Annotated in this window: 13 protein-coding genes and 1 pseudogene; 4 read left to right on the top strand and 10 right to left on the bottom strand. The window is 71.2% G+C overall.

Annotated elements, in window-relative coordinates:
* Nucleotides 1–14: 14 nt before the first annotated feature.
* Nucleotides 15–426 (bottom strand): annotated as a pseudogene (locus tag ACIBVL_RS02820) (TetR family transcriptional regulator); the annotation flags it as partial.
* A gap of 66 nt (nt 427–492) precedes the next feature.
* The gene (locus ACIBVL_RS02815; protein ID WP_399090676.1) at nt 493–984 is read right to left on the bottom strand and encodes an FBP domain-containing protein; all 492 of its coding nucleotides are present in this window, start codon (nt 982–984) and stop codon (nt 493–495) included.
* 148 nt (nt 985–1,132) lie between these two features.
* Between ACIBVL_RS02815 and ACIBVL_RS02810 the strand changes: the two genes are divergently transcribed.
* Nucleotides 1,133–1,702 (top strand): TetR/AcrR family transcriptional regulator, encoded by a 570-nt coding sequence (locus ACIBVL_RS02810; RefSeq protein ID WP_399090673.1) that lies wholly within the window; start codon nt 1,133–1,135, stop codon nt 1,700–1,702.
* Between the two features lie 16 nt (nt 1,703–1,718).
* Here ACIBVL_RS02810 and ACIBVL_RS02805 read toward each other — a convergent pair whose 3' ends face one another.
* Together ACIBVL_RS02805 and ACIBVL_RS02800 are read right to left on the bottom strand one after the other, a co-directional pair.
* Nucleotides 1,719–2,111: a MazG-like family protein gene (locus ACIBVL_RS02805; protein WP_399090670.1), complete on the bottom strand. Its 393-nt coding sequence runs from the start codon at nt 2,109–2,111 to the stop codon at nt 1,719–1,721.
* A 42-nt stretch (nt 2,112–2,153) separates the two neighbouring features.
* Nucleotides 2,154–2,723 carry a DoxX family protein gene (locus tag ACIBVL_RS02800; protein WP_399090667.1) on the bottom strand — a complete coding sequence of 190 codons (570 nt, stop codon included), beginning with the start codon at nt 2,721–2,723 and terminating at the stop codon, nt 2,154–2,156.
* 143 nt (nt 2,724–2,866) lie between these two features.
* Here ACIBVL_RS02800 and ACIBVL_RS02795 point away from each other — a divergent pair, with 143 nt between their 5' ends.
* On the top strand, nt 2,867–3,193 hold the full coding sequence (locus tag ACIBVL_RS02795; RefSeq protein WP_399090664.1) for a nuclear transport factor 2 family protein: 327 nt from the start codon (nt 2,867–2,869) through the stop codon (nt 3,191–3,193).
* A 61-nt stretch (nt 3,194–3,254) separates the two neighbouring features.
* On the opposite strand, the gene ACIBVL_RS02790 is transcribed toward ACIBVL_RS02795, so the two are convergent.
* Nucleotides 3,255–3,983, bottom strand: a complete 729-nt coding sequence (locus ACIBVL_RS02790) for an ABC transporter ATP-binding protein (RefSeq protein WP_399090661.1) — start codon at nt 3,981–3,983, stop codon at nt 3,255–3,257.
* A 97-nt stretch (nt 3,984–4,080) separates the two neighbouring features.
* Nucleotides 4,081–5,544: an ABC transporter permease gene (locus ACIBVL_RS02785; protein ID WP_399090658.1), complete on the bottom strand. Its 1,464-nt coding sequence runs from the start codon at nt 5,542–5,544 to the stop codon at nt 4,081–4,083.
* Nucleotides 5,545–5,776: 232 nt separating this feature from the next.
* Here ACIBVL_RS02785 and ACIBVL_RS02780 point away from each other — a divergent pair, with 232 nt between their 5' ends.
* Complete coding sequence (locus ACIBVL_RS02780) at nt 5,777–6,016, top strand: hypothetical protein (RefSeq protein ID WP_399092091.1); 240 nt, start codon at nt 5,777–5,779, stop codon at nt 6,014–6,016.
* Between the two features lie 334 nt (nt 6,017–6,350).
* Here the strand turns inward: ACIBVL_RS02780 and ACIBVL_RS02775 are convergent, their stop codons facing one another.
* A complete protein-coding gene (locus ACIBVL_RS02775; RefSeq protein WP_399090656.1) occupies nt 6,351–7,121 on the bottom strand; it encodes an SDR family oxidoreductase in 771 nt (256 codons plus the stop codon).
* Nucleotides 7,122–7,280: 159 nt separating this feature from the next.
* Between ACIBVL_RS02775 and ACIBVL_RS02770 the strand changes: the two genes are divergently transcribed.
* Complete coding sequence (locus tag ACIBVL_RS02770; RefSeq protein WP_399090653.1) at nt 7,281–8,921, top strand: alkaline phosphatase D family protein; 1,641 nt, start codon at nt 7,281–7,283, stop codon at nt 8,919–8,921.
* Nucleotides 8,922–8,937: 16 nt separating this feature from the next.
* Here ACIBVL_RS02770 and ACIBVL_RS02765 read toward each other — a convergent pair whose 3' ends face one another.
* From ACIBVL_RS02765 to ACIBVL_RS02755, 3 genes are read right to left on the bottom strand one after another with little or no spacing between them, the layout of a single operon-like run.
* A complete protein-coding gene (locus tag ACIBVL_RS02765) occupies nt 8,938–9,924 on the bottom strand; it encodes a small ribosomal subunit Rsm22 family protein (RefSeq protein ID WP_399090650.1) in 987 nt (328 codons plus the stop codon).
* A 47-nt stretch (nt 9,925–9,971) separates the two neighbouring features.
* On the bottom strand, nt 9,972–11,036 hold the full coding sequence (locus tag ACIBVL_RS02760) for a serine hydrolase domain-containing protein (protein ID WP_399090647.1): 1,065 nt from the start codon (nt 11,034–11,036) through the stop codon (nt 9,972–9,974).
* Nucleotides 11,037–11,092: 56 nt separating this feature from the next.
* Nucleotides 11,093–12,373, bottom strand: a complete 1,281-nt coding sequence (locus tag ACIBVL_RS02755; protein ID WP_399090644.1) for a multidrug effflux MFS transporter — start codon at nt 12,371–12,373, stop codon at nt 11,093–11,095.
* Nucleotides 12,374–12,389 lie beyond the last annotated feature (16 nt).

Below are 12,389 nucleotides of genomic sequence, written 5' to 3'. Positions count from 1 at the left end.
GCTGGTGTGGCCTGTTCGACGCCCAGCAGCGCGAGGGCATTGTGGACGCCCTGCTCGAGGACCTCATCGGCGAGCTGCCGGTCGGCGGGGGCCCGCGAGAGCTGGAGCGTTCCGGCCATCATGGCGTAAGCGCTGAGTGTCTTCGTGCGGACCGAGAGCGGGTCGTCCGGCGCCAGGCGGGCCGCGATGCCGTCGGCGACCACCAGTACGCCGTCGGTGTAAGCCTGCTTGGTCGGGTGGGTGCAGCACCCTATCTTGTTCCTTGGACTCGAAGTGGGCGTAGAAGGCTCCGTTGGTGAGTCCGGCGTCCGACATCAGCGTGGCGATGCCGGAGCCGTCTATGCCGTCCTGCTTGAACCGGTGGCCGGCCCGCTCGATGATCCGCTGCCGCGTCACCTGCTTGTGTTCCTTGGTGTAGCGCGCCACAGGGTTCCTCCATCGACTCCGCCGGGCCGTTGCCTCGCATCCCCGCCGTCCTCGTGCCGGTTACCGCTACCAGAGCTTGTCCAGGAACGCGGCCAGGTTCGCCCGTGTGCGCTGGATCTTCTCGTCCACGCTGAGGGACTCCCTGGGGTGCCCTCCCGGCTGTACGCGCTTCAATCCCCGGACGTAGAGGGAACAGGCCAGGTCGCTGCAAATGTAGGTGCCGACCGTGTTGTAGTTGTCCCCGGTCGAGCGGGCCTTGTGCGCGGTCATCAGTTCCACGCCGCTGGCGGGGTGAGTGGTCAGGCACAGGGAGCACATGCTGCGGTGATGCGACCCGGCAACCCTCGCGGCGCGGCGGAACTCCACACCGACCAGTTCACCGCCGTGCTCGGTGACGATATAGCTGCGCTCGGGCGCTGACGAGTCGCGCCATCCCAGGAAGTCCAGGTCGTCCCAAGGGAGTTCGGACAGGAACCGAGGGACCGGGAGTCGCTTGGCTGCCCCTTTTGAGCAGTTGACGAACGATGCGCGGATCGCCGGCTCACTTATTTCCTTCATGCGCCGAATCATAACAAGGAAATGCCTATTGGTATTAGGCAATAAGCAAGTGGCACTAGGGATGGGGTGTGACCTGGCAGGCTGGATACACTGGGAAGCCGTCGGGACCGGGAAGGACTGGTGCGGCACATTGGGTGCGCATGCGGGGTTGACCGTCGAACGGATCACCCGGGCCGCGGCCGCTCTGGCCGATGAGGTCGGAATCGAAAAGGTCACCATTTCGGCGCTCGCGCGAGGCTTCGGTGTGAAGGACGCCAGCTTCTACTCGCACGTCAAGAACCTTCAGGAGATCCGGACGTCCGTGGCGATCCTGGCCTCCGGCGAGATGAACGACAGTATCGCCACCGCGATCGCCGGCCGGTCCGGCGGCGAGGCACTCACCGCGTTCGCCGACGCCTATCGGGACTACGCCCTCACGTACCCGGGCCGTTACGCGGCCACCCGGTTGCGGCTGGACCCGGCGAAGATCGAGGGAACCACGGTGTTCGCCCGCGGTGTCGAGCTGACCTACGCGGTGATGCGGTACTACGACCTGGACGAGCCCGATCTCACCGACGCGGTCCGCCTGCGGCGCAGTACCTTCCACGGTTACATCAGCATCGAGGCCACCGGGGGTTTCCGTCATCCTCGCCGGGTGGACGACTCGTGGCAGAAGACCGTAGCCGCGCTGCATCTGCTGCTGGAGCAGTGGCCGCGGACGGAGAGGCCCGCCTCATAGGCGCGGAAAGAGGGCTTCACCGGCCCAGCGAGCGCTCCGCCACGCGGCCCAGATGCGCTCCGAAGACCGCCTCCGTGTCCGGGGTCAGTGTCCGCAGGGCCACCAGCGCCGTGATCACCACGTCGCACAGCTCGCCCTGGACGTCCTCCCAGGTGTGGCTGACGCCCTTGCGGGGATTCTGGCCCATCGCGCCGATCACGGCTTCGGCGACCTCGCCGACCTCCTCCGAGAGCTTCAGCATCCTCAGCAACAGGCCCTCTCGGCCGCCGTGCGCCCGGTTGGCCTCCAGCCAGGTCCACAGGGCGTCCACCGTGGTCCAGATGTCCGGGGAAGGGGGAGGGGGAGGGGAAGGGGAGGGGCAAGGGGAAGCAGCGGAGGAGGTCTCGGGAGGGGTGGCCTGATCAGTCATGCGGGGCAGCTTGGCACGGCCGCCGCCCCCGGGGACACCGGGTCACTGCTCCCCGAACAGTGCCTCCTGCTCGTCGAACAGGGCCGCCTGCTCCCCCTGTTCCCGCCGCTCCAGCCGCCGGTTGCGCGCACCCACGACCAGTGCCGTCGCCAGACCTGTCACCGCGAGCGCCGCGGGCACCATCCAGCCCCGGTCGAAGACGTGCCGGAACGCGTGGTCGAGGGAGAGCCGGCCGGGGCCCGCGATCGCGAGGCCGGTGGTGGCCAGGCCCAGGGTCGCCGCGTACTCGTAGCCGCCTTCCTGGTTGAAGAAGCCGTTCGGCGCGTGCACCGCGGCCGCCCCCGCCATCGCGCCGGCCGCCGCCGCGCCCGCCGCCGGGGTGGCCAGGCCCAGCGCCAGCAGGGTGCCGCCGCCCGTCTCGGCGAGGCCCGCCGCCGTAGCGCTGGCCTTGCCCGGCTTGTAGCCGACGGTCTCCATGAACTGGCCGGTGCCCTCCAGGCCATGGCCGCCGAACCAGCCGAAGAGTTTCTGTGTGCCGTGCGCGGCCAGCACCCCGCCGGTGCCCAGCCGGAGCAGCAGCAGGCCCAGATCACGTCGGTCGAAAGAGGTCACGGTGACTCCCTGAGCAGACGGAGGAGAAAGACAGCAGGAACCCCCCCCACGCGTTTCCACGGTCGCATCCCTCACACCCCATCGGCCCCTCCTGCGTGCCGTTCGGGTGGCGGGGTTCGCGGGGCGGTGTGACGCTGGCCCGTATGACGATCCAGACCGGAAAACTCACCGACCCGGCCGTCCGGGCCTTCGTCACCGCCGTCAACTCCCATGACCGGGACGCGTTCCTCAGCCTTCTGACGCCGGACGCGACCATGGCGGACGACGGGTCCGACCGCGACCTCGCCGAGTGGATCGACCGGGAGATCTTCTCCTCCAACGGTCACATCGACGTCGAGCGGGAACGGGACGCGGGCCGCTCCCTCGTCGCCCGCTACCGCAACGACACCTGGGGCGAGATGCGCACCCGGTGGCAGTTCAGCGTCACGGACGACGGCCACATCTCCCGGTTCGAGACCGGTCAGGCGTAGCGCGCGACAGGGGCCGCCCACCTCGTCGGTGAGCGGCCCCTGCGAAAACCGTACGGAACGCTCAGTATCCCTGACCGCCCCCGTACGCCGCGGGCTCCGCGTACACGTGGGCGCCGCCCTGCTCGGTCAGCGTGATCCGGCCGGCCTTGATGGTGGCCAGGCGCGGTGCGCGGCGGGCGATGGACGAGTCGTGGGTGACCATGACGAAGGTCAGCCCGTACTCGTGCCACAGGCCTTCCAGCAGGCCCATGATGTCGTCGCGGGTGCCCTCGTCGAGGTTGCCGGTGGGCTCGTCGGCGAGCAGCACCTTCGGCTTCTTCACCAGCGCGCGGGCGATCGCGACACGCTGCTGCTGCCCGCCGGACAGTTCGGAGGGGGCGTGGCGGAGGCGTTCGCCCAGGCCCACCGAGCGCAGCGCCTCCGCCGCCCGCTCGCGCCGCTCGGCCGGCTTGACGCCGAGCGGGACCAGGGCCGTCTCGACGTTCTCCTGCGCGGTGAGCGTCGGGATGAGGTTGAACGACTGGAAGATGATGCCGATCTTCTCGGCGCGCAGCCGGGTCAGCCTGGCCTCGCTGATGCGGGCGAGGTCGACGCCGTCCAGCTCGACGCTGCCCTCGGTCGGCCGGTCCAGGCCGCCGATCATCTGCAGGAGGGTCGACTTGCCGCCGCCCGTCGGGCCCTGGATGACGAGCTGGTCGCCGTCCTCGATGGTGAGGTCGATGCCGCGCAGCGCCTCGACGGTGTCCTTGCCCCGGGAGTAGCGCTTGGTGACGCCGGTCAGTCTGTACATGGGTGGCTCCGTAGCCGCAGGGAGAAGAGAGAGGAAGGCGGGCGGGGCGCCGCGTCCCGGAGGGAAGGGGTCACGGCGCCCCCCGCGCGAGGGGGTGTTACGACACGCTGCGCAGGGCGTCCGCCGGGCGCATCCGGGAGGCGCGCCAGCCGCCCATCGCGCCGGCGATCAGACCGCCGGCCACCGCGAGGCCCACCGCGAGGGCGATGGTGGTGAGGGAGACGGGCGCCGACAGGGCGATCTCCATCGTGTTGGAGGCCTGCTGACCCGGGCCGCCGCCGGGGCCGCCGCCCATGCCGCCGGCGCCGCCCGTGTTGCCCAGCTCGGCCGTCAGCTTCGGGCTGACCGCGGTCACCGCGTACGCGGCCGCCAGGCCCAGGGCGATACCGAGGGCGCCGCCGAGCAGGCCGTTGACCATGGACTCGCCGACGACCTGCCGGGTCACCCTGCGGCTCGGCCAGCCCAGCGCCTTCAGGGTGCCGAACTCACGCACCCGGCGGGACACGGCCGAGGAGGTGAGCAGCGCGGCCACCAGGAACGCGGCGGCGAGAACGGCGATCGACAGCCACTTGCCGACGCTGGTCGCGAGGTTGGAGGCGGTGGAGAGGGAGCCGGAGACGGTCTCGGCCAGGTCGGCGGAGGTCGTCACAGTAGTACCGGAGATGTTCTCCTGGATCGTCGCCTTGACGGTGTCGATCTGCTTCGAGTCGGTCGCCTTGACGTAGATCGTGGTGACCTGGTTCTTGGCGTCGGCGAGGGTCTGCGCCTGCTTCAGGGGCAGGTAGACGTCGGTGGTGGAGTCGCTGCTGTCGGGTGTCGCGATACCGATGATCTCGTACTTGGTGCCGGAGATCTTCAGGGTCGAGCCGACCTTGTACTCGTTCTCCTTGGCGTACGACTTGCTGACGACGGCGACCTTCGCGTTGGTCTGCGTGGAGGTGAAGGTCCTGCCCGAGGTGATCTTCGAGCCGGCCAGCGGACCGAGGTCCTGGTCGGTGACGTCCACGCCGGCCACGGAGTAGGAGTTCACGTCGAAGGAGGCGCCGCCGCCCTGCACCTGCGGGGCCGCGGTGGAGCCGCTGTTCCCGCCGCCGGGGCCGCCCTGGCCGCTGGTGCCGGTGCCGCCGCTGGAGCTCTGCGCCTTGCCCTGGGTGAAGGAGCCGTCGACCTTGGTGACGTTCAGGGTGAGGGCGCCGACCGCGGACGCCACGCCCTTCTGCTTGGCGACCTGGGTCACCAGCGAGGACTTGAGGGCCTGACCGCCCTGGGTCATCACCCGGTCGGAGCTCTGCTCGGTGTCGTCGTCGTTCGACTTGGCGTCGAACTCGAATCTTGGCTGACCGGAGCTGTTGCCGGAGGGTGCCGTGCGGGCCTTGGTGACCGTCATGTCGGTGCCGAGGCCGTACAGCGACTGCAGGACCTTGTCCTGCGCCTGCGTCATGCCGGCCGACACCGAGTTGACGGTGATGACCAGCGCGATACCGAGCGCCAGACCCAGTGCGATGACCAGGGCGGCCTTCTTGCGCCGGCCCAGCTCGCGCTTGAGATAGATGCCAAACATCCCGTTCCTCGAAGGTTCTTGGCGCCCGCTGTGGGCGCGGCCCAAAAACTAGGGAGGAACCTTTGAGGCGGACTGAGTAAAGGATGTGTGAGGACTGAGAATGCGGGCCGAATCCGGGTCGCCGGATCAGAATTCCGTCAGACAGCTCATTCCTAAGCTGTGGAGGGGGTTTTCCCAGGTGGAGCGGGTTGGCTGCCCACAGGCTCCCCTTGTACCGTCAGGCCGTGCGCGCATGCTCCCGACGCTCTTCGCTGTCCTTCGCCGCGCTCGCCCCGCAGGCCCTGGCCACTCCGCCGCCGCGACGGGCACGGTGATCGGCGGGGCTCGGCTCGTCCGCGACGGCGTCCAGCCGACCGTCGAGCAGTTGGGGCAGGGCGTGTTCCTGCGCTCCGGCAACGACGCCGTGCACACCCTCGCCCTGATGAACGGCGGTGTCGCCAAGTCCGTCGCCGACACGGGACCCTGTCCCTAAGCGGCTGGGCGCCGGGGGGCGCGACAGGCCACGACGAACCCGCAGCCCGCGGACACCGGAACACCCCACCCCGAACCCGGCTGCCGCACTGAAAGTCGTGGCAGCCGTCCCACGCCCCCCCCCCGGGTGCTCACCTCGCGGTTCCGTGCGAGGCCCACCCCCCCCGGTGCCGTGGGACGGCTGCCCTTCCCCCCTCGGTATGGCCTCAACGGTCCACGCTGTGTGGAACCCTCGTGCTCCAAGTGTGAAGTTCTCGTGGAGAAGAGTTGAGCATAGAGTCACTACCGGCCGCAATGGGCCGGTTGGCCCCATTCCGCTTGTGCGGGTTGCGGAGTCAACCTCGCCCCACGTACGGCATCGCCGTCGCCAGTACCGTCGCGAACTGCACGTTCGCCTCCAGCGGCAGCTCCGCCATGTGCCGTACCGTGCGCGCCACATCGGCCACGTCCATCACCGGCTCCGGCGCGATCTCGCCGTTGGCCTGCAGCGCACCCGTCTGCATCCGGGACGTCATGTCGGTCGCCGCGTTGCCGATGTCGATCTGCCCGACGGCGATGCCGTACGCCCGACCGTCCAGCGAAAGCGACTTGGTGAGGCCGGTCAGCGCGTGTTTGGTCGCGGTGTACGGCGCCGACAGCGGCCGGGGTGTGTGGGCCGAGATCGAGCCGTTGTTGATGATCCGTCCGCCCCGCGGATCCTGCTCCTTCATCTGCCGGAACGCCGCCTGCGCGCACAGGAACGCCCCGTTGAGATTGGTGTCCACCACGTGCCGCCAGGCGTCGTAGGGAAGTTCCTCGAACGGCACGCCACCGGGTCCGAACGTCCCCGCGTTGTTGAACAGCAGGTCCAGTCGTCCGAACCGCTCGCGCACGGCGGTGAAGAGGGCGGCCACGTCGTCGGGGCGTGAGACATCCGTCCGTACGGCGAGACTCGCTCCCTCGGGCGCCAGGGCTGCCGTCCCCTCCAGCGTCTCGGTCCGCCGGCCGGCGAGCGCCACCGACCACCCCGCGCGCAGCAGTTCCACCGCGACGGCCCGCCCGATGCCGGAACCGGCGCCGGTGACGATCGCGATCTTCCCCTGGTCGGCACTCCGCTTGGCGTCCATGCCGCCGCAGCGTACGGCAGGCGGCCGGAAAGAGTCGTCCGCCAGGCGGAACGCGCCCGTCCGCCATCCGACTGTTGTGTACGTGTCAATCTGGCGCCGCTCCCGGGTCGTCCCCGGCCACTCCAATGCCAGGTACACCCACCGTCAGGGGAGGACCGGATGACACCCGCACCGCAACCGTCCCAGCACGCCCCCGAACTCCGGGAAGCCGCCCGCCACATCGGCCGCCGCCGCTTCCTCACTCTCACCGGCGCGGCCGCCGCCCTCGCCTTCGCCGTGAACCTGCCCGCCGCCGGCACCGCGGCCGCCGCCGAGATGAACCCCGCGCGCATCACCGACGACCCCTTCTCCCTCGGCGTCGCCTCCGGCGACCCGCTGCCCCACTCCGTGCTCCTGTGGACCCGCCTCGCCCCGGCCCCGTACCAGCCCGACGGCGGCCTCCCGGCCGAACGCGTCACCGTGCACTGGGAGTTGGCCCACGACGAGAACTTCCGCCGGACCGTCAGACGCGGCACGGCCACCGCGCACCCCGAGTTCGACCACACGGTCCACGTCGAGGTCGCCCACCTCGACCCCGACCGCGTCTTCCACTACCGCTTCCGCGTGGGCGGCTGGGTCAGCCCGACCGGCCGCACCCGCACCGCGCCCGCCACCCGCTCCCGCGCCTCGGCCCTCACCCTCGCCGCGGTCTCCTGCCAGGCGTACGCCGACGGCTACTACACCCCGTACGGCCATCTCGCCCAGGACGACGTCGACGTGGTCTTCCACCTCGGGGACTACCTGTACGAGTACGCCGTCAACGCGACCGGGAACAACCGCAAATACACCGACCGCACCCTCCCCGACCTGTTCAACCGCGAGACGATCACCCTGGAGGACTACCGGCTGCGGTACGCCCTCTACAAGTCCGACCCCGACCTGATGGCCGCGCACGCCGCACACCCCTTCGTCGTCACCTGGGACGACCACGAGACCGAGAACAACTACGCCGACGACACCCCCGAGAACGACGTCCCACCGGAGGAGTTCCTGCTGCGCCGCGCCTCCGCCTACCGCGCCTACTGGGAGAACCAGCCGCTGCGCCGCCCCCAGCTCCCGGACGGCCCCGACATGCGGCTCCACCGCCGCCTGCACTGGGGCGGCCTCGCCCAGTTCGACGTCCTCGACACCCGCCAGTACCGCTCCGACCAGGCCTACGGCGACGGCGCCCAGCTGCCCGGCCCCGACATCGACGACCCGGCGCGCACCATGACCGGCGACACGCAGGAGCGGTGGCTCATCGACGGCTGGCGCTCTTCCCGGGCGCTGTGGAACGTCGTACCGCAGCAGGTCACCTTCTCCCAGCGCAAGCTGGACCTGAACCCGGTGGCCAAGCTGTCGATGGACTCCTGGGACGGCTACCGCGCCTCCCGCCGCCGCGTCCTGGACGGCGTCAGGAGTGCCGGAGTCGACAACCTCATGGTCCTCACCGGTGACGTCCACGTCGGGTACGCCTTCGACATCAAGGACGACTTCGACGACCCGGCCTCACGGACCCTCGGCACGGAGATCGTGGCCACCTCGATCGCGAGCGGCCGCGACGGCTCGGACAAGCCCTCGAACTGGAACACCTACATGACGGCCAACCCGCACATGCGGTTCTACAACGGCCGCCGCGGCTACGTCACCGTCACCCTCGGCCGGGACGTCGCCCGCGCCGACTTCAAAACCGTCCCGTACGTCACCACCCAGGGCGCCCCGATCAGCACCGCCGCGTCCTTCGTGACGGAGGTCGGCGACCAGGGCCTCAAGCCCGCCTGAACCGCGTAGGGCCCTTTCACGACACCGGTGGCCAGGCGTCGCCCCAGTGCGCGTCCCGAGCCGCCTTGTACAGGTCGCCGTGCTTCTTCGTCACCGTCGTACGGCTCAGCCGCTCCTCGGTCTCGCACAGGTCGAGGAGCACCTGCCCCTTGCGGATCTGCGGCCGCCGCACCACCCGGGAGGCGGTGGGGGAGACGGGGAAACGGGCGGCGGCGACGTAGGAGAACTTCTCGTCCTCGTACGGCAGGGAGCCGCCCTTGACCTGCCGGTGCAGGGAGGAACGGCTGACCCGCGCCGAGAAGTGGCACCAGTCCTCGCCGGGCACGATCGGGCAGGCGGCGCTGTGCGGACAGGGCGCGGCGACCCGGAAACCGGCGGCGATCAGCCGGTCGCGGGCCTCGATCACACGGGCGTAGCCGTCCGGGGTGCCCGGCTCGACGATCACCACGGCCTGCGCCGCGGACGCGGCGGCGTCCACGAGGGCGGCGCGGTCGGCGGCGGCCAGCTCGTTCAGGACGTACGAGACGGTGACCAGGTCGGCGGGGTCCAGAGCCAGGGACGTGCCGATGCGGGCGCGCTGCCAGCGGGCGTCCCGGAGCGCCGGGTTCGCGGCGGCGACCTCGCGGCCCAGGGCCAGGGCGGGCGTGGCCCAGTCGAGCACGGTCACCGGGCGGATCCCCTCCCAGGTGTCGCTGACCGCCCAGGTCGCCGCGCCCGTCCCGCCACCGACGTCGACGTGGCTGCCCGGCGCCCACTCCGGCACCGCGTCCGCGAACGCCTCCAGCGCCGAGCGCACCGCCTCGAACGTCGCCGGCATCCGGTAGGCGGCATACGCGGCGACGTCCGCACGGTCGCGCAGGATCGGGGCGTCGGTCGGGGTGGCCCCCCGGTAGTTGGCGATGAGCCGCTCGACGGCTTGGGCGGCCTGCCTCGGCGGCAGGCCGTCGAGGAGCTCCCCGAGAGCGGTACGGAGGGTCTCGGCTGCGGAGACGGAGACGTTCACGAGCCGATTTTCTCAGGTCCCGGGTACGACTCGAACCGAGGAGGCCCTCACCGTACGGCCATCGCGAGACGCGTCCCGACCAGCGCCCGAGGCGAGCTGTCCGGCACCCGTCTCACCGGATGCACCGTGTTCGCCAGCAGGACGACGAACGTGTCCGTCGCCGGGTCCAGGACCAGCGAGGTCCCGGTGAACCCCGTGTGACCGGCCGCGCCCTCCCCGGCCAGCTCCCCCATGAACCACGGCTCGTCCACGGCGAACCCCAGCCCCGGCGGGGTCAGCAGCAGCTCCACGAAGTCGGGGCCGAGGATCCGGGCGGGGCCGTACGAACCGCCCGCGAGCAGGGTGCGGCAGAACACGGCCAGGTCGCGGCCGGTGGAGAACAGGCCCGCGTGGCCGGCGACCCCGCCCAGCGCCCAGGCGTTCTCGTCGTGCACCACGCCCCGCAGCATCCCCCGGTCCGCCTTGGCCCACGGGCGCCGCTGGTCCTCGGTGGCCGCCGCGCCCGGGCAGGGCCCGAAGCCCGTCGACGTCATCCCCAGCGGCCGGGTGATCCCCTCGCGCACGAGGACGTCGAGGGGGCGGCCGGTGAGGCGTTGAAGGAGCTGCTGGAGCAGAAGCATGTTCAGGTCGGAGTAGACGTACGTGCCCGGCTCGCGGACCGGCGTCTCCGCGCGCAGCAGCTCCAGCCGCTCGGCGGCGTCCGCGCAGTCGTACAGCGGCAGCTCGGGGCGGAGCCCGGAGGTGTGGGTGAGGAGTTGGCGGACGGTGAGGCCATGGGCGGCGGCCCCGCGGAAGTCGGGCAGGTAGGCGCCGACGCGGGCGTCGATGCCGAGCCGGCCCCGCTCGATCTGCTGCACCGCCGCGACCGAGGTGAACAGCTTGGTCAGCGAGGCCAGGTCGAACGGGGTGCCGACGGTCATCGGGACGCGTGCCCCGGGCGGCAGTTCCACGCCGGCGTCGCGCTCCGGGTCGTAGGCCGCGTAGCGCACCGCCCAGCCCACGGCCTCCGCCACGGCGATCACCGGGCCGCGCCCCGCGACCACCACGGCACCGGCCGCCCACGGCCGGTCGCCGACGGTCAGCTCCATGACGTCGAGCACGAGGAGGCGCATTTCCTCGGGGTCGAGCCCCGCCCGCTCCGGGGTGTCGACGCGCAGTCTCGGTGCGCTCAGTTCTCGGCTCCTTCTTCCGCCCGTGCCCAGGGACGGCACATTCCCACGAAGCAGGCGAGCGCCACCAGTGCGGCCACCAGTTGGACGACGGCCATCGGGACGGCGGTGTGCTCGCCGGCGATCCCGACGAGCGGGGAGGCGATCGCGCCGATGAGGAAGGAGGAGGTACCCAGGAGCGCGGAGGCGGATCCGGCGGAGTGGCGGACGCGCATCAGGGCGAGCGTCTGGGCGTTGGGCAGGCTGACGCCCATCGCGGACATCAGCACGAACAGGGCCGCCGCCACCGGGACGAGGCCCACCTCGCCGAACACGCCGGCCGCCATCAGCAGCAGCGCGGTCGCGGCCAGCGCCACCACCGTCAGGCCGAAGGCCAGCACCTTGTCCAGGCTGACCCGGCCCACCAGCACCTTGCCGTTGATCTGCCCGACCACCACCAGCCCCACCGAGTTCGCGCCGAACAGCAGACCGAACGTCTGCGGGGAGGCGCCGTAGATCTCCTGGACGACGAACGGGGAGGCCGAGATGTACGCGAACAGCGCGGCGAAGGCGAAGCCGCCGCTGAGCATGTAGCCGGTGAAGGGCAGGTCGGCCAGCAGACGGCGCATCGAGCGCAGGGCCTCGCCGACCCCGCCCGCGTGCCGCTCGACGGGCTCCAGCGTCTCCGGGAGCCTCGCCCACACCAGCGCGGCCAGCGCCAGCCCCACCACCGTGAGGACCGCGAACACACCCCGCCAGTCCGTCACCCGCAGGATCTGCGCGCCGATCAGCGGCGCCACCACCGGCGCCACCCCGGAGATCAGCATGAGGGTGGAGAAGAACCGGGCCATCGCCACACCGTCGTAGAGATCACGCACGACGGCCCGCGCGATCACGATCCCGGCCGCGCCCGCCAGCCCCTGGGCCAGCCGGAAGGCGATCAGCAGCTCGACGGTCGGCGCCAGGACGCACAGCACGGTCGCCACGACGTACACCGCGAGACCGGCGAGCAGCGGGCGCCGGCGGCCCCACTTGTCGCTCATCGGCCCGACCACCAGCTGTCCCAGCGCCATCCCGGCCAGACAGGCGGTCAGCGTGAGCTGGACGGTCGCGGCGGGCGCGTGCAGGGAGCGGGTGACCTCCGGCAGGGCCGGGAGGTACATGTCCATCGACAGCGGGGGAGTGGCGGTGAGACCGCCCAGCACGAGGGTGACGAGCAGACCGGTCCGGCGCAGGGCGCGCGGGGGCGGCGTCACGGCCGCCGTCTCCGGCACCTTCGGTATCGCCCCACCCTCCGGCATCCGGCCGCCCCTCCCT

This window comes from Streptomyces sp. NPDC049687, assembly GCF_044465285.1.
GTDB lineage: Bacteria > Actinomycetota > Actinomycetes > Streptomycetales > Streptomycetaceae > Streptomyces.
The sequence above is the reverse complement of the archived record's forward strand: the minus strand, read 5'-3'. Positions and strand labels throughout refer to the sequence as shown.

Coding starts and splice junctions, on each gene's coding strand:
- ACIBVL_RS02815 (WP_399090676.1), bottom strand. CDS start 984: ATGAAGGAAATAAGTGAGCCGGCGATCCGCGCATCGTTCGTCAACTGC.
- ACIBVL_RS02805 (WP_399090670.1), bottom strand. CDS start 2,111: ATGACTGATCAGGCCACCCCTCCCGAGACCTCCTCCGCTGCTTCCCCT.
- ACIBVL_RS02795 (WP_399090664.1), top strand. CDS start 2,867: ATGACGATCCAGACCGGAAAACTCACCGACCCGGCCGTCCGGGCCTTC.
- ACIBVL_RS02790 (WP_399090661.1), bottom strand. CDS start 3,983: ATGTACAGACTGACCGGCGTCACCAAGCGCTACTCCCGGGGCAAGGAC.
- ACIBVL_RS02785 (WP_399090658.1), bottom strand. CDS start 5,544: ATGTTTGGCATCTATCTCAAGCGCGAGCTGGGCCGGCGCAAGAAGGCC.
- ACIBVL_RS02780 (WP_399092091.1), top strand. CDS start 5,777: ATGCTCCCGACGCTCTTCGCTGTCCTTCGCCGCGCTCGCCCCGCAGGC.
- ACIBVL_RS02775 (WP_399090656.1), bottom strand. CDS start 7,121: ATGGACGCCAAGCGGAGTGCCGACCAGGGGAAGATCGCGATCGTCACC.
- ACIBVL_RS02770 (WP_399090653.1), top strand. CDS start 7,281: ATGACACCCGCACCGCAACCGTCCCAGCACGCCCCCGAACTCCGGGAA.
- ACIBVL_RS02760 (WP_399090647.1), bottom strand. CDS start 11,036: ATGCGCCTCCTCGTGCTCGACGTCATGGAGCTGACCGTCGGCGACCGG.
- ACIBVL_RS02755 (WP_399090644.1), bottom strand. CDS start 12,373: ATGCCGGAGGGTGGGGCGATACCGAAGGTGCCGGAGACGGCGGCCGTG.